This is a genomic window from Marinobacterium lutimaris (assembly GCF_900108065.1).
In the GTDB taxonomy this organism is placed as follows: Bacteria; Pseudomonadota; Gammaproteobacteria; order Pseudomonadales; family Balneatricaceae; genus Marinobacterium_D; species Marinobacterium_D lutimaris.
Genome location: NZ_FNVQ01000011.1, coordinates 14,851 through 39,378, shown reverse-complemented (window position 1 = coordinate 39,378; position 24,528 = coordinate 14,851). Strand labels below are relative to the sequence as shown.

Genomic DNA, 24,528 nt, shown 5'->3' with positions numbered 1-24,528 from the left:
TTGAAAACGAACGACGCTGTTTTGCCATTGAACACCTCTCCTTCGGTGGCGACTGTACCACCTAAATCGGTGTCCGGAATCATTGAACCACTACACCGTGATCTGAACCTCGAGTTCAGTAAACGATTAAAACGGGCCCTTGTGGCCCGTTTTTTTGCCTGGAAATAGGGCCAATCTTAAGCCGTTTCGGGTCATAGATACCGCAAAGTTCCTACTCCATCTAACGCCTGCTTTGTGCGCTGATCGGTCCTTGGCTTGGTGATTGCTGTGCAGTTTGACTGCATTGAGCATTGCGGGCCAAGAAGCAGCCAAGGGCAATTTTTTGACCTTGGATTAACCACAGCAAGTTGTTAGCCAGCAACCTGATGAGAAAATGGTGATATTCAATCGTGGTTTGTTGAGACGTTAGGGGCTGTTATCCCGTTTTTGGTACGAGCCCTTGCTTACTTCATCTGCCGGAACTCAACCCCGACACCTATTCAAGGTTATCCAAATTTTCTGTGCACAACATTGTGAGAAAGCACCGCCCTCGCCTATCATGAGCAGCACAGAAGGATCTGATTATTTTTTGTACAGACATGAATATCATCAACCGCATACTCCTTGCTCCTGTGCCATGGTTCGAGAAGCATACCGTGCAGGATGGACAGTTCACCGATCGTTTTCGGCGTATCATTCTGATCGTGCTGACTATCTCTATTGTCACGTTGCTGGCAGACCCGGTCCTTTCCCTGGTACGGTTCGGATATCCAGGGTTCAGTCACCCCTTTTACTATGTCGCGATGACCGGGTTGATTGCGATCATGGCCATGCTTTCACGACCAGACATTGAGACGTCCTTACTGGATATGAAGCATTCCAATAGCAGGGTATCTCGTACTGCGTTCAAGGTAATCATGGTCGGATACATCGCAAGCCTTCCCATAGTGCTCGTTTGGCAAGTTCTGCTCGCATTAATTTCTGGGCTTGCGGAAGCGAGGGAACACCCGAACGACAGTAGATCTAAAAGCAGCATGGCGGAGGATTACCCTGATATAGGAGTGGATGGCCAGGCCCTTTCTGAGACTGACAGAATGGTTTATTTCATGGATGACATGGCAGCTCCTCCAGACTAAAACTCACCCTGAAAGAAAGGGGGCCATTTTGTCGGGCCCCATTTCTTAATCATCGTCCTCTCATACTTCTAACCGCACTCCCTGCTCTTGCACCTAACCCTGGTAAGGCTCCACTCAACCTAGAACTAGCCCTATCCATTCCAGAGGCAGCCCCTCTTCCAAGCATACTTGTAGCAGTTTGCGAGCCGCCAGATCCGTAGGTTCCTCTTGCACTGCCACCGACACCCTGCATTCCCCTCACCGCTTGACTCGCAGTAGCCGCAACCAGCGTCAGCCAAATCGTCGGCAGAAGGAACAATTGGATGAAGCTCACCAGGTAAACTGTTAGTGACGCGAATACCTCTCCATCAGCAAGTGCCTTATTGGACATGAGCGATATCTTGTTCTCGAAGTAATACCCCAAACCCATAATTGCGTTAAGGAACTCCAGGCCAAAATAGGCCAGTGCCAAGGTAACGAAGGTCGAGAAGCTGTAGCAGGTCCAGACCATGGCCATCGGCGCGATGATGATGACCAAGGCCTGTGCCATAGAGATCAGCATGGGCACTGCTGTTTTCATCGCGTTTTTAATAACGACAAACTGCGCCCAGGTGCTGGCACCATCCCAAGCAGCCAGTCCGCCTGCCACCAGGTTGGTTAAGCCATCCAGGTATGTCTGCGGATCTGTCCAGCTGGTCTCTACCTGTTCACTTCCGACACTGATTTCATCCACGGCCGCATAGTTGCCTGCATTAGCGTCCAGCACCGCCTTCAGGAAGGACTCTTTCTGTTCTTCCTCGGTCAAAGTGCCATACAGTTCGGAGCCATATTCATCCCAGTCATCCCAAGCGTCTTCTCCATCGTCAGTATCCGTGACGGATTCAAACACCACATCGCGCAGCCCCTGCACGTCGTCACGTCCCTCCCACAGTTCCTTGCAGGTGACAGTGGCCCCAAACATATCCTCATCGTGCTGCTCATCCAGTGAGCCAGGGGTCGGTGAATAATCGAAGCCATATTCTTCGGCGTGATGGACATAGGCTTGGGGCGACTGAAAATACCGCCCTGGTGTATTCAGCAACATTTCGGAGCCGATATACGCGGGATCTTCCCAGGCCTCCAGCTGATCTCGTGTCATGCCTGCTGGCAGACCGTTCTGCTGCAGGTCTGCCAGCGCTGGCCGGTAACACTGGTTATTGAACGCCTCCAGTCGATCCAAAACCTGAGTATCATCAATCGAAGCCGTCGAAATCTTATAGAGCACCTCATCGTAGCTGGCAGCACACCCGATCGCCTTGATCGCTGTGTACGTGATGGAGCTTGAGAGATAATCGACGAGCCCCCAGGCCACCGGTACTCGGATGGACGCTCCCGCTCCGCCAAGATCCGAGAACACATCATCTGCAGACTTGCCCGTGGCATCGCCCATGCCGGACACGTCTGCCACGTTGCACGAAGTCGAAGTGATGGTGTACTTCACATCCTCGATGGATACAGCGTTGTTCTGATAGGGGATCACCACCAGGATCAGCATGATGATGAAGCCAAGCATCTGCATTTCCAGTGTCGCTATGATGCGGCTCGCTGATTGATCATAGGCTTGCCTGAGTGAGCTAATGATCGCCACTATGAAGGGGATATAGGCAAGGCCTGTCCCATTCAGGGTGTCCCACAGTATTCCGTACATTTTCCAGCTGACGATCGACGTATAGATGTCCAGAAATTGGTTCGCGATCATGCCCCAAATCCCACCTTCTGAATGATGAAGATTTCAAAGACGGCAAAGAACAGCGCCAACTTCCACCAGGACTTAGCCAGCAGCCGGCTCAGCTCATCCCACTGTTTCAGCATCGCTTCCGTGCGATCCTCCGGATGCAGCCGAGGCCGACAGAGAAACCGGCTGATCGGTTTCCAGGCGATCAGCACTAACGCATAAAATCCCAACCGCCACGGCAGAAACGTGCTCTTCAGATCAGTGGTTGGATCAAGGTTGGCGAAATGTGAAAACAGGGCAACACCCACGATTAACACGGCTAATGTCCCCGCAAACACCAGACCGGTGCGAATACCTTTGATCATTCGGTAAGCCTCAATTCGTTGTTGTCACGGGTAGCACGATCCAGTTGACGGGCACGCTGCAGGCGCTTTTCTTCCCCAACCATGATGGATTTAACCGTCTTCGCGGACACAGGCTGTACGTCAGTTGCCGCTTGCTGAATCAGCGCCATGTTCTCGCGCAGTTCCTGCACGGTAGCGTCGATGGTCTCCGGCGCGTTCGGATAGGATTGGACGTTGGGCTCTTTCGCCCCGGCTCGCAGCATCCGGATAGCTAAACGTGCCTGCTCTGTCATTCGGGCATAAGCCACTTCCAGGCTGACATCTTCGATCGTACGCTCAGCACTAACGTCTGATTCATCTTGCAACTTACGAATGACCGCCGGCGTGATAATCACGGTTGGAGGTGCTGACACCCGGTTGAGGTTCTGCCAGGTGAGTTCGGTCGAGCCATCAACCAGATTGGTGAGCCGCGTGTTCAATGTGTCAGCCAGTTCCTCGTGTTTCACTTCAAGCGCAACGCCTGGCTGAGTCTCAATTTTCGTGCAGGTATTGCAGGTGCTTAACCGTACTTCCCCCACGGTTTCCACGACCCAATCGGCCGCGGCATCCGCACTGGTCCAGTATTTGTAAATCGAGGAATCATCTTGCAAGCCAGCAGCCGGTGAGCCGGTGCTGCAGAGATCCGAGTTGTCGTGGTACAGGTTGTAACCTGCGACCACCACGTCATAAATCGTATTTACCTTGGGCTGTCCAAGTCCCCCGCGCTTTTCATTGCAGACCCACAAACGCCCTTCGTTCCCGATATTGGCCTGGTCATAGTTATCCTTGGCCCTGATCGCATCCCCACCAGAGCTGCTTATTTCATCGGCCCAGGTCTGCTGTCGAGTTGCGACCGTGCCTTTTTCCCAGGGGAGACCGGTATCACCCATAATCATTTGTTGGATGCTTTCGCAGGAGGTTTCTGCAAACTCCAGATCCAGCTTGCCCTGCAACACCCCTTGTTGCAGCAGGTCATAAAGCCCGGGGTTTGCACGCTGGATTACCAGCGCAGGCAATGACGCCACAGCACCGGTGGCGTTGTTCACGATGTTACCCATCATGGATTTAAAGCCATCGGTGACACCGTTCAACTGGTTGGATACCGACACCTTGGGGTCGAAGTTGCCACACTGCATATTGGTCTCCCACTCAGTCCCGAGCGCAAAGATGTTCATGTTGTCAGTGCTAGTGGGCGCTCCGGGCAACAGACTGCCCCCGATTTCGTAAGCATTCACAGTCATCACACGAGGACTCTGAGTAGCAGCGGCCGCGTGCACGCTAACCAGGGATGCGATGATCGTTGCGAGGGTGATCTTCTTCATAATTCCATTTTTCCTCTGGTTAGCCTTTACCACTCGACGTCGTACAGGAATGAGCCACGGTCCTGGCAGCACTTGTATTGACGCCATAGGTTCCATACATGAGCACCATCATCACTACGGCGACTCTGAAGACCATCTGACGGCCCCATATCGGCACTTAACGGGAAGGTGCGGCAGCTTGTGTCGGCTTTAGGCGCAAGCTGTTGCCATCGGCCGCTGGATACGGTGAGGGGATCGGGTGCCCACCACCCTTCGCTATCGTTCTGATAAATGCTGGTGTAGATGTGATCCTGATTGCGGCGGGTAATGAAATGGCCACTGCGGAAGGCGATCAGGCCACTTTCCTTGATTTCATCATGGTTCGTGACATGGCCTATACGTGGGTAGTAACCACCCCAGTTGTAGCTATTACTGCCCAGCAGGGAGCCAAACGGATTGAGTGATTCCGGATAGAACATTTCCGGGATACCGAAACGCCAAGACACCGTATCTAAGTTGGAGATGTAGTAGGGGTACATCGGTGTCAGCTTGGGATCACACACATAACCAGACATTGAGGCCACGCTGCTGGCGAACATGACCGGGTTGCCGAAGCTGTCCGTCAGGGTGAATGTCATGTTGGAATGCGATGCCGCCTTGTTTTCGGAACCGCCACCTCCACCAAGTTCATCCAGACCAGACCCCATCGTGGAGAGAATGGTGGAAACCAATGAACCATCGTAATCAGACTGAGTAAGGGCCAGAAACTGCCGAGTTTCGGTCCACGGCGGCTCCTGCGCATTGCGGTAGGTCTGCATGGTCAACTCGGGATTGTAGTGCGCCACCTTGGCTGAGGTTCGGATGGCGCAGCCTGTCCAGGTGCAATAGAGCCAGAAACACACACCGACGACTTGATAATCAGCACAGTTGAAGAAGGCCGCTGTTGTCCGGGTAATCACCTGATCCGTCGTGATGGTATCGGCGCGCACGCCTCCCACCGACAGAGATAGGGTAACCAGGATCGAGAACACCGCTGGCTTGAGTCGCATCAGTTCACCTCCTGCAGAAATAGGCTGACGGCTTCATCCACGGAGTTCACACCGATAACCAGATAGCGCTCGTTCAACAGAATCGAAGGGACACGCTCAATGCGGTACTGCATAGCCGCGCTCATGCCATAACCAAAGGCTTTGAGCTCACGACTGACCTCCTCAAAATCCTCCGTGGACATGTAGCGTCTCAATGCATCTTTTGTCCGGGCCTGATTGCTCCCGATGTCCGGGCCAAAGGCCAGTCCCCTTTTGCCCAAATCGCTGTTCATCCGAGCTTCCGCCTGACGCTGAAGCGCCATATCGAATACATAGATCTCCGTACCGGGTGCAAAGCGGTAGTCGTCAGTCACTGGGGCGCGATCAGAGTCATGCCAAACCATGACTGACTGAATCTCCTCCGCGGATACAGCGCTTGCCAGAGAAGTGATCAGCAGTGCGGGGAGTAGTCGCTTCATGCCCGCTTCCTCCGTGATGACTCGGGGGGTTCCGGTTTCGGACCGATCCCACGGGAGTGATCGATCATGGCCGCGACGTGATAGGCGGCTTCCACTTCGGTGATGCCGAACTCCTGCATCAACTCAGCACGTTGGGCCTTCTCGTAGCCTTCGGTACCGGCCAATGACAGAAACAGGCTGGGAGGTACATTGCGAAACAGCGCTTCCACCTTGTCAGCGAGAATGGTGCCTTCCACGTACTTGTGCTGCTCTTTCCGAGCAGACAACATCAAGTGACGTTGTTCATCGGAGAGCTGACGGAAACGGGCGAGCTGGTTGATCTCCTCCTGCGGAGCCACCAGCGCAATCAGCCACTCGCACATATTGAGGATCTTCTTGGAGTCGTTCGGGAAGTCATCGAGGTTCTGCGTAGCCAGCCAGTACCAGGCGTGCAACTTACGCCACATTTTCACGATCTTGACTGAGAATGAGGACAGCAACGGGTTCACGGTGATCAAGTGGGCCTCATCCGTAAACATGACGATCTGCCGTCCAGAGTGTTGGAACTTCTCTGCCAGTGCGTTGGTGTTCTGCATGATCGAGGTGTATGCCAGAGCCAGGTGCGACTCATAGCCTTCACGCGCCAGGGTTGCTAAATCCACGATGGTTACGTCCACATCGGGCCAGGCCGACGTCTCGCTGTTGAACAGCTCACCTTCAAACCCATCGGTATACATCCGAATCGCTTCACCCATTTCAAACGCACGCTCGCGGCGCTTTTCAGGATAGGTTTCATCTTGGGAAATCTGAGTGAACCCCCAGGCCACATCGTCGGTGCGCGTGGTACGGCCCTCGGTGACAGCCTTACGCGCCCCTTTCAGAATGGCGTCACGGATCATGCGGCGGTCAGCTCGCATCAGACGCTTGGTTTCCTCTTCCTCGCCGCCGGTGATCATCAGCTTGGCGATAATCTCAGCCTCACCCAGTATGTCGCGCTGGTCATCCTCCAGATCGTCGTCATCCAGATCCATGTTGGACTCAGCCAGATAGTCCATGACCGCCTTATCTCGAATCCGCTCCTGCTCTTCCGGATCCAGATCATCGAAGTGGCTGTTCAGCCCCTCGGCCGACATGATCTTGATAATGGCCAGATTCAAGTCACGCTCAGGGATGCTGTCCTCATCGTTAAAATCATCATCGGATTCTTCGGTGGTGCCGATCAGCTGGTGTACATCCTGGAACGGTGCCAACGACACGCCGGCGCCGGGTTTGATCTGCAGCTTATTGACCGTCAGACCATTCGCCTCGAAGTAGTCACCCAACAAACCAAAGGAGTTACCGGCCTCAACGATAATCATCCGGGGGCGGTGCATCGCCATGATTTGGGATGCAAAGTAGTTCAACAGCGCCGACTTACCGGCACCGGTCGGCCCCAGAATGACGCCATGGGCATTCTTCTGACGATCCGCCTTATGGAAAGGATCCACGATTAACGGCTCGCCACCGCGGTTAAACATGATCGTTCCGGGGTGCTGGGTTCCTCGATGGCGTCCGAACAACGACGATAGGTTGGCCATGTGCTGCAACCAGACCGGCCGGGACGACCGAAAGTTACGATCCATCCTGGGTTCGAACACCATTGGCAGGTTCAGGATGTAAGCATCCAGCCCTACCGGGTCATCCTCCGCCTTGTAGGGCTGCAACTGGGCACTGGTCAGCAGGGAGCACGCGAGGTTGTTGTGCTTCTTGAGCTGTTTGGGGGATTCAGCGCGGATATAGACCGCCATGGTCATTCGGTAGAGCTTTTTGCGGTGCGCCAGCAGCTCCTTGGCCACTTCGCAGTCACGACGGGCGTAGGTGGCTTCCACGCTTTCACCTCGGGACTTCTCCGCAATCCGATCAATATGGTGTTCCACTTCGCTCTGAGGGGTCACCACCATCGTGGTCACCACCACAGTGCCCGGCGGCATCTTATCCATAAGGCAGGAAACTTTATCGCCGGACATACTAATTTCGCCGGCCACGAGCCCTACCTTGGGCGAACGACGCAATTTATTGACGCGAATGCACTGGTGGTACATCCCGTCGAAGATCCAAGCCTGCTTATCCTTGTCGGATTTCGGCATGGAGAAAAACAGGGATTCGGCAAAGTCATCACCGTAGGGCCGATCATCCTCACCGGGATAACCTGCCATTTCGTAAAACGCCCGTCGGTCCCCATCCGTCATTTCAGGTTTTGGGTTAAACCAGGCCAGCATCCAGTCGTAGAACACCTTACCGCCCACGCGCACCAGCTGAATCCCGGTATCACGCAGGTTACCTGAAAACTTGTCGCAGACGTTGTTCAGATCCTCGTCCGGCGTCAGGCCTTGAGGGTGCTTCCAGTTCTTTGGTAGACGGCGGTAGATCACCACCATCGTCCGACGCATCTTCCCACCCCAGGATGAACCCATGACCTCTTCATCCATGAACAGGCCACCCTCCTTACAGATCCCATGCAGGTGGCTTTCGATGGTGTCCAACCAGTTCCGCGTGTATTCAGAGTCGATGCAATGCTGCTCAGGGTACTGACGCAGTTGTTGGATGAAGTCCAGCATCTGGCTGTCATCGAAGGTATAGTGTTGAATGATCCACGGTGAATCCGGCTCTTCGTCAAATGAGTCAGCAACCGCATCTTCTACACGGTCCCGAGTTTCCTTCAGCCATTCCAGTGACCGGCCTTCCGTGGATATAGGTACAGCCTCAAACACGGCCCCCACAGAAAAGCCGTCGTCCAGCAGGATCGTGTTGGTCTCCGGTTGAGCCTCGTACCAGGGTAGTTTGTCGATAAAGCTGCTGGGACGGCCGTACATGCGTTTAACGTCAGCAATTTTCAGTGGCTTTTTCTTCTCAGGTACACCCGATTGCTTTTGCTGTGCCGCGTTTATCTCAGAAGCATCCTGCGATTTGCCGCCGCTGAATAGACTCAACAGACCCATAGTTCTATCTCTCCCCATCACTGCACACGAACATTAATTTCACCCGGCAGCGCGTAGTGATCGCGGGTGTAGAGTTTGAATTCAGTCAGGTATCCCGGGATCGGGGCGCCATCAGCGGTAGACAGGTGAGGCGCGACGAACATATATAGCGTGGGGTTGGGTAATAATTTGAACTTGGACTGAAGCTGATTCGCCTCGGTCCGCACATAGCCACTGAAATCCGCATCGGACTCAGTAAGGCTACGGCGCAGGGCACTGCGTTCATCCATCAGCTTGCCTTCGCCCGTAGACCCCATCGCGCTGTAAAACACGTCCTGCATGGTGTGGTCCGGTTGCGGTAGCATTGCATCCTTACTGCTACACCCACCGAGAACACCGAGCGCTAAGAGGGTTACCGTGATCTTGATCGAGTTTTTCATAGTGGGGGTTCCTCTCAGTCCAGCGCTCTGACGGTGGATGCTTGCCTGACCTGGTAGTCGATGTATTCGGAATGCTGCACTTTGCGGCCGGTATCATTGATCGGGTAATCAATCGCAATCTGCTTCTCCAGATGCACATGCACCGGCGTGCCTGGGGCTACATAGATCGCATCGAAGCTCTGCTCCTGCCGCGCGTCTAGCCAGTCACTGACCTCATCGACACCACCGGAAATAGCCTGATTCTCAGCCGCATTCATCGCATCGCCCGTCAGGGTGGAGCGGCTTGTACCATCGGAATCCACGGTGTTGGTGTACTCAGCACTTGCACGGGCTTGCGCATAGGCACTGACAGCGCCCAGACCTATACGGGAAGCCAGATAGCTGGGTGCGTTGGTGATGCGTTTGCCGGTCACACAGGGAATCCCGAACTGATCCGAGAACCAGCCAATGGCTACGCGGTTGGTATTGCTGTTGCCTTCACCCGGCTCCGGATAAGTCGAGATTGATCCATCCTGGAAAGTGAAGGTCATGGAATGGATCTCGCCGCTCACACAAGAGAGTGTCCAGTCACCCTTTGCAATACCGCTCATGGTGATGCCCTGCACGTCTGGAATGTGAATACCGTTTGAAGACAGGTTTTCGGGACCGACAATGATCTTGAACGGATACGGATCCGGAATCTGACCGCCTACCGGTATACGCCCCAACAAGGCCGTCATACTGGTTGACCCCATCAGGGTGGCGTTGGCCGGCAAGGTGTACGCCTTCACGGACTCTACTTCGTTTTGATTGCCCTTACGGCCAAGGCGCACTTCTTCGCCTTCCGGCATGAAACCCAAGTTCGGCGCTTTAAACTCCGGCATGGTAATCGTGCCCTGCTTGGTATCGACTTGGGCATCCAACGGGTTAATCCAGATGAGCTGGGCGGTTCCACTGCTGTCATAGCCCAATCCATCCGGGATATTGGCTGCACCGATGTCATACCCGGCCGCATTCGTTGCACTGCCCTGGTCTGAGCCTCCTCCACGCTCCAGTTCAGCCAGCCGGCTTTCCAGCTTGCCAAGCAGCGTTTCAGAACGGCGGCGCTGCTGTTCCAGCTCACGGGACTGCTCATCGACCTGCCCCTGTGCCTGCTCCAATCGCCCTTCGACGCGGCTTGAAATGCTGTCTTCCATATCGAGTAATTTCGAGGCATCCCGGCGCAAGGTCGCGTTCTCATCCGCTATGCGCTCGTTCTCTGTGCGTAGTGACTGGATCTGCGTGGTCAGCGTCCGCATGGTCTCTTCGGGAGAGTCGAAATCGACGCCGTATTCTTTCTCCAACTGCTCATCGGTCATCGCATTATCGGCGAGGCCGTTGTACTCCCGTTGAGGCTTCTGCTCGACCGCTTGCAGATCCTCCTGGGAAGCGCCGCTTTTCATCTTGGTGATGATGATCATCAGGCCGACACCGACCAGAATCACCGCCATGATTTTGATAAGCAGGTTACTTTTCATTGCCCTGCCCCCCATTAACGTCCGCAGCCGTGTCGTAATACGTCCACGGCACCAGTGTTTCCGTCAGTGGGCGGTCGTTGACCAGATAGAGGATGGTGCGATCACCGGCAGTGCCAGTACGGCTAAGCTGGTGATGCTGGAAGGTGGCATGGGTAAACGGCAGGTTGATATCGAGGTAATTCAGCGTCACGTTTTCATGGGTAGTGTTTCGTACCAGCAGCGCTACCACGTAGAGGTTATTGGCTTTGTACGCCAGCACTGGCTTAACATGCGTCTGTACTCGGTTAAGCCCTTTGAACGCTCTCACCTCCTGATTGAGCATGTCATTCAGGTTCGCCTCGGATATACCGGGAATCACTTTATGCAGCCGGGTCGGCGCGTAGAGCTTCTGGGCGGCATAGCGTGTCAGGGTAATCGGCGTAACCTGCGGTTGATGCTTGGCGACAGCCTGCTCGCTTTGCTGCACTTCCTGTTCAATGGTGTTCTCGTTTTCCAGGTAGATGCGCATATCTTCAAGCGGGTCAGCCTTTGCCGGCGCTGGCGTTGCAATCAGATCGAGCAGCACAACTTTGCCATCAGTGATCCGTTTGATCACCACTCGCTCTCGTTCAAACGGCTTTTCGGGACGAATCAACACAGCCCCTTGCGCTGACTGCACACGAAACTGCTTTTCAACTTCTTGTTGTCGAGTCACACCCACTTTGACGTGATCACCGAACTGGATTTTGCGCTCTTGTCCTGCGTGCAGCTCTACCACTACAGGTTTATTGGTGTAGTGCACCACTTCGGTAGCCATCGCGCTCAGGCTCAGGCACGAAGCGATGACACAGGCGAGGAGTTTAAATTTCATGCCGGATTTTCCCCCTGGTTAGCGTCCAGTCGTTCTTGCTCTCGGCGCTCAAGTCGCACCGGCTCTTCATAGAATCCATCCAGCGCCAGCCCCCAGGGGTTGCACTCAGCATCGGTATCCCAGCGCACAATCCGGATCGGATACCGCACGTAGATATCCTTCACGGTTTCACCGCGGAAGGTTTCCTTGATGGAGACGTCGTAGTAGGACACCCAGGACTCGCCAGACTCGACCCAGACGCGCTTCGGTTCGTAGGGGCGATCAAACATTTCCTGCAGAGCGCGAGTACGCGCCAGCTCAGCACGGCGGCCTTTCTGTTCCAGGTCACGCTTCAACTCAGCTTGGAAGCGCGGGGTGATGTAACACGCCATGCGGGCGATGTTGGCGGGGTAATCTTTCTCACCGGCCACAGGCCAGTTGTTCAGCTGTTGCCAGATATACAGGCCAAACCCGTAGACGTTATACGGATGGCGTTCTTCGATGCCGCGGCTGGATCCTGTCCGGAGGTCGGGCGGGATATCCACCTTGATGCGTTTCGGAGCTTGAGACCAACCAAACATGGCATACGCAATCACACCGATCAGTACCACAATAATCAGGCGCAGACTCATTACATGGGCGTCTCGTGCATCCAACGCCCGCTTCACTCTACTCATCAGTCTTCTTCCTCTTCATCAGTGACGACGTTCACACGCTCGACTGGCGAGGAGCGACGGATATCCCAGCTCGCCGATTCATCAATAAAGCCGAACCGGGCCAGCCCTTTACGCTGGAGCAGTCGCTTGAAATACACGATGTGCAGGCCATCGGGTTGCTTGCGCTTGATACGGGTTAATTCCTTACCCGCCAAAATCAGTGTCACGATCGTCATGCCGGCACCGGCAGCAACGCCGAAAATCCCAATGCCGAAAACCATCAGAATCAGCACGCAAACCGGAATCCAGAAGACCAATCCAACCACGACGATGAAGACCACCTCGCCATCGGTCATGCCTCGAAATACCACCGGATCTGCGATCAAGCGATCAGGGATATAGTCGATCTCGCCATCACTCATGCCCTCCAGTTCGGCCATGTGCCAACTCTCTTTGAATGGTTAATTTGGGGTTGGAGGAAATGAAGTGAGCGCATTCCAGGAATGCCCCCACTCCGCACACCGCCTGTTGCGAGCGGGTTAAGCGTTAGGCGTCGAAAATGACCCCTGCAGCCTCGGTGAGCAGGTACACCACAAACACCAGCAGCAACACACCGAACGCACCGTGAGAACCCAAATCTCCCCAGGTGCGGCGACCAGTACCGATCTCCTTGTAAACACCAATGCAGTTGTTGGCGACGACGAGGAAAGCGATAGTGGCAACGATCAAACCGACAACAATGCCGATATCGAAGGCATACCCCTTGAGCAGATCGATGTAGTTACCGTCTGCCGGCGCATTAGTCGGATCTGCTGTAGTGGGCAAGGCTCCTTCGGCACGAGCGGCCAGCAAGAGTGGTGCAGCAGCCACCGCTGCGTTCATACGAGTCCAGAGTTGTTTCATTGAAGTAGTCTCCTAGTTGACTAACAGGTAGAGAATCACCGACAAGGCAAAGACGGCGCGGAACCACAGGAAAATCACTTGGTTGCCTTTGATCTTTTCGGAGGCGTAATCCTTGTAGGCCAGCACACAGACCCAGGCGACCCAAGTGAGGATCAACGTGGCACCAATGGCCTGCATGGCGAACAACGTGTCATCCGCCGTCAGAAAGCCACTGGCACCGGTGTTGAAATCGGTCTTCCAGCTCATTGGTTTTTCTCCGTGTATTCGCCTCCCAAGGCATCGACTCGGGAGGGCATCACGGGGTTAATTGGCTGGGAAAGGTGGGTGTTGATTCCGCCACGGATCACTTCCAGATCCTTCATCAACACGTCGTAATCGAATTTCACGCGGGAGTCGTTTTCAGACAGCTTCTGGGTATCGTTAACCAGACGTTCTAATGCGGTCAGTTCCGACGCAATCTGCGCCAGTGCCGCCCGCTCACTCCACACATCGGCCTGCGCCAGAGGTATCGCAATGCAGGCAATCGCCAGCGCGAATGCTCCGACTCGGATGGAAGGTTTCATGCTCGACTCCTTAAATTTTCGGCACTGTAGCCAAAACGGAGTCTCAAGTTGGCCGGAATTAGATCATCCGGATTGACCTAATTCCGCGGAATGAACTGAGCGTAGGAGGGACTCCTGGTGGAGCTGATCCTGGATATTCATCCTGTCGGACAACCGATAATGCTTAAGTGCAGTTTGCAAGGAAGGGTGTAGAGCCACACAAATTCAAATATTTCTTATATTTTTTCAAAATATTTCATGAAGAAACAAAGATAATTTGACATTGAAAGCTGTAAAACTAAGATGTCTTTAGAACACGCTATGTGTTTATCTTAAAAGCAAAGAGGTCTTTAGTTTGTCTAGCGCACTCAACGAATTGAGCAATAAAAGCACCTCCTCCGCTCGTGTTGATGAGCTGTTGACGGAGCTGAAGGAGATCATTGCCAACCAGGAGTCGCGCATTGCGGGGCTCCGTCAGCAGCGGAACCTGGAACCCTTCAGTAAGGCGACGTGCGGTCAGATGCTACTTAGCGCACGTGAGACACAGCAACTCACCCTGGAAAACCTGGCACTGCTTTCCGGCGTTTCCACTGTGACTCTGAGTAAGCTGGAGAAGGGGCAACTCAACGTCAACTTCGAAACCTTGGTGAAAGTGTTTGATGCCCTGGGAGTCTCGCTGTGGATCGGAAAGTGAACGTGCTCCAAAACGGAGTCCTGGCCGGTGTACTTATCCAGCATGAATCAGGCGCGTACACCTTCCAGTATGACGCCACCTATCTGGCACATGGAGCCCCAATTGCCTATCGACTCCCTTTGCAGAAAGAGGCTTACCATTCCGACCAGCTGTTTCCCTTTTTCGAAAACCTAGCGTCGGAAGGCTGGCTACTGAAGCTCCAGTCTCAGCTTCAGCATATTGATGAGCGAGATACTTTTTCCATGTTGATTGCGAACGGCAAGGATCTAGTGGGAGCTGTAAGCCTAGAGGAGATAGTGGAGTGACTCAGAAATGCCTGATAACGCTCAAGGATATACCTGAGCGAAACTCCAATCCCCGAATGCGCGATGCTGATGCACGAAAGCTGTATGGAACTACTCGTTTCAGTGGCCGGCTGTCGGTGACTCGCAAAGAACTGTTCGCCGAGGGCGCCAAAACGGTCAAAGGTCTTTCGATCTCCGGTGTCCAGCAGAAACTATCAATGCGCTTCGACGATGTGAACAACACGCTGGTTCCAACCGATACGCAGGGCGCCTTTATCATTAAGCCCTCCCCTGACCAGTATCCGAATTGTGCGGAGCTGGAACACCTGGGCATGCTGATCAGTAGAACGCTTGGTATCAATACAGCACAATGCGCGTTAATCGAGTTCAACGACGGCGAGAAAGCCTACGTAACCCGACGCTTCGACCGTGACCATGGAGTAGCTGATAAACGTCCGATGGAAGATCTCTGCTCCCTCTCGGATTTTACCAAACATGATAAATACGAGAGTAGCTATGAATCCGCGGGGTTAGTTCTGAAAGAGGCGACGGGTGGGAAGCTCAGCGTCATGTTGGATTACTTCACCCGAGTACTGGCCGCCTACCTTATGGGGAATGAAGATCTTCATTTGAAGAACTTCAGCGTTATCCGAGAGCCAGGTGATACCGGTCTTTTCTTCCCTGGACTGTCACCCAACTATGATTGCGTGCCCACCATAGTCTACGAAATCAGCAATCTGGGTTACTTGGCAATGCCATTGATGGAAGCCGAACGCCAAGGGAATCATTCAGAAGCCTACAGCTATTTCGGCTATTACACCCAACAGGATTTTTTAAACCTTGGTGAATCGCTAGGCCTTAACAGGAAAAGCGTGCTGGCGTGTATCGATAACATCAGCAAGAAAATGGCCGACATACGCCCCCTCATTGATTCTGCGGATATCCCTAAGGGATTCAAAGTGCATTTGTTGGAAACTGTGAACAGAAGAGAAAGCGCCATGCAGGCTCAGAGGTGAGCCTGCAACGTAGATTGAGATGATTACCCCCTGAGTGTGTGGGCCAAGAGACTAAAGAGGCGATCAACCGCTGCATTTCCTTGGGATGCCCTGCTCCGGTATACCGATACCTCCATCGGCTCTAATGGCCCTAAACCCTGTTCCATGCCAAGGATCTCCAAATGTGGAGGAACACTACATCGAGTTAGCACAGCAACAGCAATACCGCTTTCAACCGCCGCAACCTGCCCGGCCAGACTTGAGCTATTGTAGACCACCCGATAACGCCGACCTTGCACGGCAAGTGAATTAATGGCGCCACGCTTTGCCAGGCTCGCACTTTCGTATACCGCGATAGGAAGAGGTTCCCGCCTCCAGACTTCAAACTGAGGAGATCCTAATTAAATTCTGTGCCCAATCAGGGAGCGGACTGCAAGCATAATCAACGTTTTGGTTTGAGATAGTTAAAACTTGGCGAAATGGGCTATCGAAGCTGGAGTTGTCCAAAATGTGAACACGATCACACAATGGGATAGCTGCTTTGATATTAGCCAGTGTGCGTGGAATTCGTGTCTCGACTTTTTCATCCGGCACGAAATGTCCCCCTTCTTCCACGCGCTGACTAATACGTGCTTTGTTAAGTGAGACATCGTTAACATGCAGAACCACCATGATGATCTCGTAACCATAGCTCTTGGCTTTGGCGATAAAATCTATCTTCGACGGGTGGGAAAATACCGTTTCAAACGCAAAATTGCGTCCTTCCGCTAGCATCCGCTCCCGCAGGATACCTGCCTGCTCTGCAGCTTCGTAGCTATGAGCTTCTGGAGCTTCCGGATAGAACTGCTTAGCCAGAACATCCGCATTAACGAACTTCATTCCTTTGGGCTCAAGGAAACGATGATAAAAGGTCGATTTCCCTGCACCATTGCCCCCAACCAACACCCACAGTTGCTTTCTCATTATCTGAATAATATCACTGTCTCACCCAGCGACAATTTTCTCATCTTGTTGAAACACACCGTTGTGGAACATTCCGACCATAACTTCACCATTAGCGTCTATACGCTCAAGCTTTCCTGGAAAGCGACTGGATGTCTGATATCGAACAGAGCTGGTAGTGATTCCCTGGTTCAACGTACCGGTACTACGCTCTGCCTCGATTTGGGTGAATACATCATCTGGATTAACGAAAGGATCGGCGGCGGGCTCGACTTTGATCTTCGCTAGGCCAACAGACAACTCCATGAGTTCGATGGCACTCAAATGACTGGTCAGACGTTTGCCTACGTCAGCCCAGAACTCAATCTGCTCAGCAGCAGAACGATGCTCAAATCTGCCTGCAGCTTGTGCTGCTTTAACAAGCGACTGCTGCAGACGCATCGGAGAACTGGCTTTAGCCATGGGAAACTCCCCCCAATTAATTACCTCAAGACTATTGTAGCAGATTGCTACAGATGATCACCTTATGATTAGAACTGCAGCCAATGATGTTGAGAAAGTGGAGAATCCCCCACCATGTGTCGTGTAAACTCATCGTTCGGAGTCATCTGAAACCAATCATCAGAGGCAATGATGTCTGTCCCGCAGCTGATCAAACAGCTTAAATCCTCCGCCGCGGCTATTGGTTGCCGACTGCATATCTACTCCGCTCCTCTACGACCGGACTGGACCACGGTCGTCATCATTCCTGACCATCCGATGGCCATTCAGCGCTTCGAAGAATTCGGTATTTTTGACGGCATCGGTATCCCAGTACCCACCGCGGACACTGACAAGATCCGATCGAACTCCAACTACTACAGGGAGTTGCTGAGCCTTCAGAAACAGTTCAATGCGGCCGAACGAAATCTTCAGGCTTTGGCTACTGCTGTTTCCGCCGTAGATTCTTCGGGGAGCCAGCACGAATACAGCGCGGCTCTGGAAAGGACTAAGAACCAGATCGATGCTAACCGGAAGTTGCATTGAGCGGTAACTCCGATTGCTCGTCGGTAGACGACTAGGAAGTTTGACGGCCCGTCCGTCAGGGCGGGGAGCAGTCACCCCGTGTTCCTCATCCCTGCTGCTATCCCAGTCATTGTCACCATCAAGGCCTGTTCCACTACCTGATTGGACGCGGTGCGCTCCCTGTATAGCAACTCGGCCTGGAGGTAATGCAACGGATCGATATAGGGGTTACGCACATCAATCGACTGACGCACAACCGGATTATTCTGCAGCAGCTCTGCGTTGCCGGTAAGCCGCTTGATCATCGCCTGTGCGTTCTGCAGACGCTGACGCAGTTCAGTCCCCAGGGGCTGCAGGACAGGATCGACCAGGCGCTGCTCATAATAGGCCGCAATATCCGACTCTGATTTTGCCAGCACCATCTCCAGCATATCCGTGTAGGTTCGAAAAAAGGGCCAGTGCTCACGCATCTCTTGCAGAGTCTCTGCGTCCTCGCTGTCCAGCGCCTTTTCGATCGCGGCACTGCCAAGCCAGGCAGGCAACATCAGGCGTATCTGGGTCCATGCAAAAATCCAGGGAATCGCACGCAGACTTTCCACTCCGCCATGCACATTACGCTTGGCGGGACGGCTTCCCAGGGGCAATTTAGCCAACTCCTGTTCCGGTGTGATTTGCCGGAAATAGGACACAAACAGATCGTTCTCGCGCACCACACCACGATAGATTCCGTGGGCCTCATCCGCCATACGGTCTACCAGGCCCCGCCATTCTGCTTTGGGCGCAGGTGAAGGGGCTAGACTCGCTTCCAGCACAGAGCTGGCATAAAGCTCCATATTGCGCACCGCGATCTCAGGCATACCGAACTTCAAACGGATCATCTCACCCTGTTCAGTAACGCGCAGGGTACCGTTCACCGAATGCGGCGGCTGGCTGAGTATCGCACTGTGGCTGGGACCGCCTCCGCGCCCCACGGTACCGCCACGGCCATGGAACAGTGTCAGTTTGACACCCCGCTCCTTGCACACCTGCGTTAGCGCTTCCTGGGCGCGATACTGCCCCCAGGAGGCGGCCAGAGTGCCGGCATCCTTAGATGAGTCGGAGTAACCGATCATCACCTCCTGATGGTCGCCACAATAACGGCGGTACTCCAATGTATCGAGCAGATCGGCCACACAGCCTGCGGCGTTATCCAGGTCAGCCAAAGTCTCAAACAGGGGAACGATCCGCATCGGAAACTGAACCCCCTGCTCCTTCAGCAGTAGCCTTACCGCCAATACATCGGAGGGGCTGCTGGCCATGGAGATCACATAGCTGCCCAGCGCTTCCGGGTGCTGACGCGCAATCACCGTAAACGTATCCAGCACTTCCTGCACAGCCGCATCGGGCTGCCAGTCTTTGGGCAGCAGAGGACGCTGGCTATCCATCTCTTTCAGCAGAAACGCCTGCTTTTCTGTTTCACTCCAGGAGTGATAATCCCCCCAGCCGTAATACGCTGTGAGTTCTGCAAAAACCTCCGCATGGCGTTCTGCATTCTGGCGGATATCCAGCCTAGTCAGGGTGAGGCCAAAAGCCGCTACACGGCGCAGGATATCGCGCAAGCTGCCGTCCGCGATCTCGTCCATTCCAACCTCGCGTAAACTGCGATCACAGAGTAACAGCGGCTCAACCAGCTCTTGATTGCTGGCATAGCCATCCTCCAGAGGCACCCAGCCCTGACGAATACACCGCTCGGCCCAGTCCCGGGTGTTGGCCAGCTTACGGCGAACTTCGCGGAGCAGTGCGCGGTAGGGTTCACGGCTGCAGCCGATCGAGTCCTGCAGCTCCTTGCTGACACGGCTCATGGACAGTTCCTGCCGTAGCTGTTCAATATCCTTGAGGAACAGGTCAGCAGCCATCCAGTTGGACAGGAGCAGCACCTCTTCGGTGACCCTGGCGGTCACATTGGGGTTGCCATCCCGGTCGCCCCCCATCCATGACGCAAAGCTGATCGGCGCTGCATTCCAGGGCAACCTCTGCCCGGAAACCCGCTCCAGTTCACGATCAAAATTGCGCAGGAATACCGGCAGGGCATGCCAGAGTGAGCTCTCGATGACAGCGAATCCCCACTTGGCCTCGTCAACCGGTGTCGGCCGTTCCGTGCGAATTTCATTGGTGTACCAGGCCTCACTGATCAGTTGCTGCAGCCGATCTTCGATATCCTGATAGCGGTGACTGAGCGGATGCTCCTGATCCAGGCTGGCCAGCTTGTCAGCCATTTGGTCGTACTTCTGGATAAACGTACGCCGATTAACTTCGGTCGGGTGGGCAGTCAGTACCAGTTCCACCTGCAACTCGGCGGCTTTTTTTGCCAAGGTGTCGGCATCGATGCCGTGCGCCAGGGTATCGTCCAGCACCTGCCCCAGCGCATAGGGGTCCGGCCTAGATACCACCAGACTGCTACGACGCCGCACCCGGTGATGCTCTTCGGCCAGGTTGGCTAAATTCAGGAATTGGCTGAACGCCCGCGCCATGGGGATCAGCTCGTCCTCTTTCAGCCCCTTGAGCGCCGCGATCAGATCCTCCGTGCGCGCCTTGCCCCGGCGAGCATCCTTGGACAGCATGCGGATGGTTTCCACCTTGGCTAGAAATTCGTCGCCACAGTCGCGTCGAATGGTATTACCAAGCAGTCGTCCCAGCAGGCGAACGTTCTCTCGCAGCGGCGCCTTGAGGTCGTGAACAAAATTATTCATCGTGTTTCACACCTAATTCACACCTAAGTCGGGGAGGTTTTATAACCGCGCAGTCCTGCCCCCACCGCCGCTCGACGACAGCCAGGTCAGGAACTGCAATATGGGTTACCTATTTGGGTTACATATGTCAGCCATTTACAGCAGCGTTTTTACCTTCTCGACAACCGCTTCTGGGGTAATGCCAAAGTGCTGGTACAGCTCCTCGACGCCACCCGACAGACCGAAGCCAGTCATGCCGACAAACCCACCCCGCTCTCCGAGATATTGATCCCAGCCAAATCGTAATGCCGCTTCGACACCCACCCTGACAGTGTCCACTCCGAGTACCTGTTTTTTATACTCAGTGTCCTGTGCTTCAAACAACTCCCAACAGGGCATTGAAACAACCGCTGTAGCGATCCCCTGCTGCTGTAGTTCACGACGCGCTGCAACAGCAATACTGACCTCTGAACCTGTTGCCAACAGCGTTACCTGGCGTTCGCCCTCCTCTGCTTCGTGCAGCACGTAGGCACCGCGGCGTGAACGGTTCTCCGTTGCTTCTGCGCCACAAACAGCCGGTAGTTCCTGCTTGGCAAACACCAGGCTGGCAGGACCGGTTCGATGCCCCAGCGCCACCTCCCAGCACTCAGCCGCCTCGACCGCATCGGCGGGGCGCATCACCAGCATGTTCGGCATCGCCCTTAGTGAAGCCAGAATTTCCACCGGCTGATGGGTCGGTCCGTTGCGCCCCACGCCGATCGAGTCATGGCTGAACACAAACCTCACCGGTAGACCCATCAACGCCGCCATACGCATGGCGGGGCGTTCATAGTCGGAAAAGGCCAGATAGGTCACCGCCAGAGGCATCACTCCACCATGGGCAGCCATGCCGTTGGACATGGCACCCATCAGGTGTTCACGGATACCGCAGTGGATATAGGAGCCGCCCCGGTCATCGGGAGTAAACGCACGCTGGCTGCGCTTATGAGAGGTCGGAGCTTCCAGGTCCGCGCAGCCGACCATGCGTTCCGGCAGCACATCGCACAAAAGGTCATTGATTTCAGCGGAGGCAAAAATCCCCGGCTTTGCCCCTTCCTCTCTGGATACATTCTGTTTGTATTGATGCAGCACCTCACGCCAGCCTTCAGGTAGCTTTCCTGCCTGCACCCGGTCCCACTCGTACCGCTCCGCCGCCGACAGTTTGTTCAGGCGTTGCTGCCAGCTATCGTAGTCAGCCCGGGTACGGCGACCCGCTTCACGCCAGGACTGCAGCAGATCGTCAGGAATTTCGAAGGGGGCATGGTGCCAGTCGAGATACTCACGTGTGGCATCGGCGTCATCGTTGAACAGGCGTGCGCTATGCCCTCCACGTTGGCCCTGAACACGGGGGATACCGCGGCCGATCACCGTACGGCAGGCGATTAACGAGGGCCTCGGATCCGCTTTCGCCTGTACGATCGCCTCGGATACCGCTACCTGATCGTGGCCATCGACTTCGATCACGTGCCACTGGCCGACGCGGAAGCGTTGCGCCACATCTTCGCTGATCGACAGCTCTGTACTGCCGTCATCAGTAATCCTGTTGTCGTCCCAAAATAGGATCAGCTTGCCTAGTTCCAGATGGCCGGCAAGCGAGATCATCTCCTGCCCGATCCCCTCCTGCAGACAGCCGTCGCCAACAAATGCATAGGTATAATGATCCACCAGTTCGGTGCCAAAGCGGGCGCGGAGATAAGCTTCAGCGACAGCCATTCCCATGGCATTGGCGATCCCCTGCCCCAACAGCCCGGTGGTGACTTCAATTCCTGCCGTCTGCTCAAATTCCGGGTGGCCTGCACACACCGAGCCCAGCACTCGGAAGTTCTTCACCGCATCCAGGGTTACCTCTTCATAGCCAGTGAGGTAGAGGAGCGAATACAGCAACATGGAGCCATGTCCGTTGGAGAGCACAAAACGGTCTCTGTCCGGCCAGGTGGGATCTTCGGGGTTGAACTTGAGATGTTCAGTGAACAGAGCGGTGGCGATCTCTGCCATGCCAAGAGGTACGCCTTGGTGCCCCTCTCCTGCACGCACAATTGCATCGACGGACAACATCCGGATCGCATTGGCGAGAGCGTTATTTTGTTGTTTTTTCATCTCTCAGGACCTCCAAGGTGTGCTGGCGACAGTTAGACCGAGCCAGCCGCTGAATCAGTTAAGTACGTTGGTTGGGCTACCAGCGACGTAGTTATCGATATGAGAAACCACCTGGTCCCAAAGCGTCTGCATCGCTTCTGCACTGGCCCAGGCCACGTGAGGCGTCACGATAACGTTGGGACGCGCAAGGATGGCATGGAAAGGATGTTCGTCGTTCATCGGCTCCGAGGTCAGACAGTCAAAGCCGATACCGGAGATCAGCCCCTCATCCAGAGCACGTACACAATCTGCTTCGTTGACCAGGCCACCCCGACCGGTATTGATCAGCAGCGGCTTGCGCTCCATCTGCCTGAATTCATCAAACGCCAGCAAGTCACGGGTCTGCGGGGTTAACGGACAGTGCAGCGAGATGATATCGCTACTGCGCAAGAATTCGTCGAACGCCACAAAACCAGGTTCTGGCTGAGTCGCATCCTTGAACGCGGCATATTGCACCCGCATCCCCAGCGCTTCACCGAGCCGGCCCACCGCCTGTCCCAATACGCCCTTGCCGATGATTCCAAGGGTCGATCCGGCAAGGTCGGAAATGGGGTGGTTAAAGAAGCAGAACTGCCCCGATTTCTGCCACTCACCGGCCATAACATCCTGGCGATAACCCACCAGTGAACGGCGCAGGGCGAAGATCAGCGCCAGCGTATGCTCGGGCACTGTGTTGTGGGCATATCCACGCACGTTACAGACGGTAATCCCGTGTGCACGACAGTAATCCATGTCGATCACGTCATATCCGGTGGCCGCCACCACGATCAGTTTCAGATCCGGTAATAACTCAAGCGTTCTGCTGCGCAGCGGCACCTTGTTGGTTATGGCAACCTGCGCACCGTCCAGGCGCGACACCACCTCATCGGCGCTTGTCGCCTCGTATTCGGTCCACTGATGTTCGATCCGGGGACGATTCACCTGAACACTTGGCCCGAGGGTACCCCGGTCAAGAAAGACAATTTTCTGCATGATTGAACCTTTTGAAGAGCCCGCCGCTGGCCGTTGCGGACATCCCCTGTCGACCCGCCAACGCGTATCGCGCCGCCGTATCAGGGCGAAAAAATTGGGTTGGAGGTGGCTCCAACCCAAAACCCGTCCTGGCGGCCGGGGGGCTTCCAGCTTTGGAGCGAAAAGGGGATCAGTGGATCAGGGAACCACCGTTGACATCGACTTCGGAGCCAGTGACATAGGCCGCCAGGTCAGAGGCCAAAAAGAGGCAGCAGCCGGCCACATCTTTCGCTTCGCCTGCACGAGCCATCGGGATACCGGCGACAATGGATTCCAGCATCTCCGGCGTCAGCAGTCCGCCGGTGATATCGGTGGCGATAAAGCCAGGGCAGACCGCATTGACACGGACATTGTCCGGCGCCAGCTCCCGTGCCGATGCTTTGGTGAGACCAAGTACCCCGGCCTTGGCCGCAGAGTAGTGAGGGCCGCCGAAAATACCGCCGCCACGCTGGGCTGAGACGGAGGAGATATTGACGATTGAGCCGATTTTCTGCTCACGCATCTGCGGAGTAACCGCCTGAGTCATGTACAGGGTTCCGCGCAGATTCACATCGAGCACCGCATCATAGTTTTTAGGCTCGATATCCATAATCTTCAGCGGCTGGGTAATACCGGCATTGTTGACCAGGATGTCGATTTGGCCCCAGATCTCGATCAACGTACGCACGGCGGTATAACAGCTATCCTTGTCGGTTACGTCGCAGGCCAGACCGACATGCTGAGCACCTATATCAGCAGCGGCTGTTTTTGCTGCTTGTTCATCCAGGTCTAAAATTGCAACCGTCGCACCCTGTTCCGCGAAGAGTTTAGCTGTTGCTTTACCAAGGCCATTTTTAGAAGCGGCACCGGTGATAATGGCAAATTTACCTTGTAATAGTCCCATTATTTTATCTCTTTATATTTTTTAAATTTA

At 54.6% G+C, this 24,528-nt stretch carries 25 protein-coding genes; 5 read left to right on the top strand and 20 right to left on the bottom strand.

Annotated elements, in window-relative coordinates; genetic code table 11:
• Positions 1 to 578 precede the first annotated feature (578 nt).
• Positions 579 to 1,115 carry a hypothetical protein gene (locus C4S72_RS25260; protein WP_104005986.1) on the top strand — a complete coding sequence of 179 codons (537 nt, stop codon included), beginning with the start codon at positions 579 to 581 and terminating at the stop codon, positions 1,113 to 1,115.
• A 49-nt stretch (positions 1,116 to 1,164) separates the two neighbouring features.
• On the opposite strand, the gene C4S72_RS25255 is transcribed toward C4S72_RS25260, so the two are convergent.
• The 14 genes from C4S72_RS25255 to C4S72_RS25190 all read right to left on the bottom strand — a co-directional run bounded on the left by C4S72_RS25255 (position 1,165) and on the right by C4S72_RS25190 (position 13,822).
• Positions 1,165 to 2,832 carry a conjugal transfer protein TraG N-terminal domain-containing protein gene (locus tag C4S72_RS25255; protein WP_104005985.1) on the bottom strand — a complete coding sequence of 556 codons (1,668 nt, stop codon included), beginning with the start codon at positions 2,830 to 2,832 and terminating at the stop codon, positions 1,165 to 1,167.
• Positions 2,829 to 3,173, bottom strand: coding sequence for a hypothetical protein (locus C4S72_RS25250; protein ID WP_104005984.1), 345 nt, complete (start codon positions 3,171 to 3,173; stop codon positions 2,829 to 2,831). Before C4S72_RS25250 ends, C4S72_RS25255 begins: the two co-directional genes overlap by 4 nt.
• On the bottom strand, positions 3,170 to 4,513 hold the full coding sequence (locus C4S72_RS25245) for an integrating conjugative element protein (protein WP_160115598.1): 1,344 nt from the start codon (positions 4,511 to 4,513) through the stop codon (positions 3,170 to 3,172). Before C4S72_RS25245 ends, C4S72_RS25250 begins: the two co-directional genes overlap by 4 nt.
• Positions 4,514 to 4,539: 26 nt before the next feature.
• Positions 4,540 to 5,541 carry a TIGR03756 family integrating conjugative element protein gene (locus tag C4S72_RS25240; protein ID WP_104005982.1) on the bottom strand — a complete coding sequence of 334 codons (1,002 nt, stop codon included), beginning with the start codon at positions 5,539 to 5,541 and terminating at the stop codon, positions 4,540 to 4,542.
• Positions 5,541 to 5,999 carry a DUF1525 domain-containing protein gene (locus C4S72_RS25235; RefSeq protein ID WP_104005981.1) on the bottom strand — a complete coding sequence of 153 codons (459 nt, stop codon included), beginning with the start codon at positions 5,997 to 5,999 and terminating at the stop codon, positions 5,541 to 5,543. The genes C4S72_RS25240 and C4S72_RS25235 overlap by 1 nt, the downstream gene beginning before the upstream one ends.
• Positions 5,996 to 8,956: a conjugative transfer ATPase gene (locus C4S72_RS25230; RefSeq protein ID WP_104005980.1), complete on the bottom strand. Its 2,961-nt coding sequence runs from the start codon at positions 8,954 to 8,956 to the stop codon at positions 5,996 to 5,998. The genes C4S72_RS25235 and C4S72_RS25230 overlap by 4 nt, the downstream gene beginning before the upstream one ends.
• A 17-nt stretch (positions 8,957 to 8,973) precedes the next feature.
• Positions 8,974 to 9,375 (bottom strand): TIGR03751 family conjugal transfer lipoprotein, encoded by a 402-nt coding sequence (locus C4S72_RS25225; RefSeq protein WP_104005979.1) that lies wholly within the window; start codon positions 9,373 to 9,375, stop codon positions 8,974 to 8,976.
• A gap of 14 nt (positions 9,376 to 9,389) precedes the next feature.
• On the bottom strand, positions 9,390 to 10,871 hold the full coding sequence (locus C4S72_RS25220) for a TIGR03752 family integrating conjugative element protein (RefSeq protein ID WP_104005978.1): 1,482 nt from the start codon (positions 10,869 to 10,871) through the stop codon (positions 9,390 to 9,392).
• The gene (locus C4S72_RS25215; RefSeq protein WP_104005977.1) at positions 10,861 to 11,721 is read right to left on the bottom strand and encodes a TIGR03749 family integrating conjugative element protein; all 861 of its coding nucleotides are present in this window, start codon (positions 11,719 to 11,721) and stop codon (positions 10,861 to 10,863) included. The genes C4S72_RS25220 and C4S72_RS25215 overlap by 11 nt, the downstream gene beginning before the upstream one ends.
• Positions 11,718 to 12,377: a PFL_4703 family integrating conjugative element protein gene (locus C4S72_RS25210; RefSeq protein ID WP_104005976.1), complete on the bottom strand. Its 660-nt coding sequence runs from the start codon at positions 12,375 to 12,377 to the stop codon at positions 11,718 to 11,720. Before C4S72_RS25210 ends, C4S72_RS25215 begins: the two co-directional genes overlap by 4 nt.
• Positions 12,377 to 12,796, bottom strand: a complete 420-nt coding sequence (locus C4S72_RS25205; RefSeq protein ID WP_104005975.1) for a TIGR03750 family conjugal transfer protein — start codon at positions 12,794 to 12,796, stop codon at positions 12,377 to 12,379. Before C4S72_RS25205 ends, C4S72_RS25210 begins: the two co-directional genes overlap by 1 nt.
• A gap of 106 nt (positions 12,797 to 12,902) precedes the next feature.
• Positions 12,903 to 13,259 carry a TIGR03745 family integrating conjugative element membrane protein gene (locus C4S72_RS25200; RefSeq protein ID WP_104005974.1) on the bottom strand — a complete coding sequence of 119 codons (357 nt, stop codon included), beginning with the start codon at positions 13,257 to 13,259 and terminating at the stop codon, positions 12,903 to 12,905.
• Positions 13,260 to 13,271: 12 nt separating this feature from the next.
• Positions 13,272 to 13,505 (bottom strand): DUF3262 family protein, encoded by a 234-nt coding sequence (locus C4S72_RS25195; RefSeq protein ID WP_104005973.1) that lies wholly within the window; start codon positions 13,503 to 13,505, stop codon positions 13,272 to 13,274.
• Positions 13,502 to 13,822, bottom strand: coding sequence for an integrative conjugative element protein, RAQPRD family (locus C4S72_RS25190; protein ID WP_104005972.1), 321 nt, complete (start codon positions 13,820 to 13,822; stop codon positions 13,502 to 13,504). The genes C4S72_RS25195 and C4S72_RS25190 overlap by 4 nt, the downstream gene beginning before the upstream one ends.
• Before the next feature lie 334 nt (positions 13,823 to 14,156).
• Between C4S72_RS25190 and C4S72_RS25185 the strand changes: the two genes are divergently transcribed.
• The 3 genes from C4S72_RS25185 to C4S72_RS25175 are packed head-to-tail and all read left to right on the top strand — an operon-like array spanning position 14,157 to position 15,795.
• A complete protein-coding gene (locus tag C4S72_RS25185; RefSeq protein ID WP_104005971.1) occupies positions 14,157 to 14,495 on the top strand; it encodes a helix-turn-helix domain-containing protein in 339 nt (112 codons plus the stop codon).
• Positions 14,492 to 14,800 (top strand): HipA N-terminal domain-containing protein, encoded by a 309-nt coding sequence (locus tag C4S72_RS25180; protein ID WP_200826906.1) that lies wholly within the window; start codon positions 14,492 to 14,494, stop codon positions 14,798 to 14,800. Before C4S72_RS25185 ends, C4S72_RS25180 begins: the two co-directional genes overlap by 4 nt.
• Positions 14,797 to 15,795 (top strand): type II toxin-antitoxin system HipA family toxin, encoded by a 999-nt coding sequence (locus tag C4S72_RS25175; RefSeq protein WP_104005969.1) that lies wholly within the window; start codon positions 14,797 to 14,799, stop codon positions 15,793 to 15,795. Before C4S72_RS25180 ends, C4S72_RS25175 begins: the two co-directional genes overlap by 4 nt.
• A gap of 360 nt (positions 15,796 to 16,155) precedes the next feature.
• Here C4S72_RS25175 and C4S72_RS25165 read toward each other — a convergent pair whose 3' ends face one another.
• Both C4S72_RS25165 and C4S72_RS25160 read right to left on the bottom strand, forming a co-directional pair.
• On the bottom strand, positions 16,156 to 16,737 hold the full coding sequence (locus tag C4S72_RS25165; protein WP_104005968.1) for an AAA family ATPase: 582 nt from the start codon (positions 16,735 to 16,737) through the stop codon (positions 16,156 to 16,158).
• Between the two features lie 21 nt (positions 16,738 to 16,758).
• Positions 16,759 to 17,178: a TA system antitoxin ParD family protein gene (locus tag C4S72_RS25160; RefSeq protein WP_104005967.1), complete on the bottom strand. Its 420-nt coding sequence runs from the start codon at positions 17,176 to 17,178 to the stop codon at positions 16,759 to 16,761.
• A gap of 171 nt (positions 17,179 to 17,349) precedes the next feature.
• Here C4S72_RS25160 and C4S72_RS25155 point away from each other — a divergent pair, with 171 nt between their 5' ends.
• Positions 17,350 to 17,742, top strand: a complete 393-nt coding sequence (locus C4S72_RS25155; protein WP_146071940.1) for a hypothetical protein — start codon at positions 17,350 to 17,352, stop codon at positions 17,740 to 17,742.
• A 71-nt stretch (positions 17,743 to 17,813) separates the two neighbouring features.
• Here C4S72_RS25155 and ppc read toward each other — a convergent pair whose 3' ends face one another.
• From ppc to C4S72_RS25135, 4 genes are all read right to left on the bottom strand, one after another.
• Entirely contained in the window at positions 17,814 to 20,450 is a 2,637-nt protein-coding gene (gene ppc, locus C4S72_RS25150; protein ID WP_104005965.1) for a phosphoenolpyruvate carboxylase, read from the bottom strand.
• A gap of 135 nt (positions 20,451 to 20,585) precedes the next feature.
• The gene (gene tkt / locus C4S72_RS25145; RefSeq protein ID WP_104005964.1) at positions 20,586 to 22,565 is read right to left on the bottom strand and encodes a transketolase; all 1,980 of its coding nucleotides are present in this window, start codon (positions 22,563 to 22,565) and stop codon (positions 20,586 to 20,588) included.
• 54 nt (positions 22,566 to 22,619) lie between these two features.
• Entirely contained in the window at positions 22,620 to 23,576 is a 957-nt protein-coding gene (locus tag C4S72_RS25140; protein WP_104005963.1) for a D-2-hydroxyacid dehydrogenase, read from the bottom strand.
• 169 nt (positions 23,577 to 23,745) lie between these two features.
• A complete protein-coding gene (locus C4S72_RS25135; protein WP_104005962.1) occupies positions 23,746 to 24,498 on the bottom strand; it encodes an SDR family NAD(P)-dependent oxidoreductase in 753 nt (250 codons plus the stop codon).
• Positions 24,499 to 24,528: the final 30 nt, after the last annotated feature.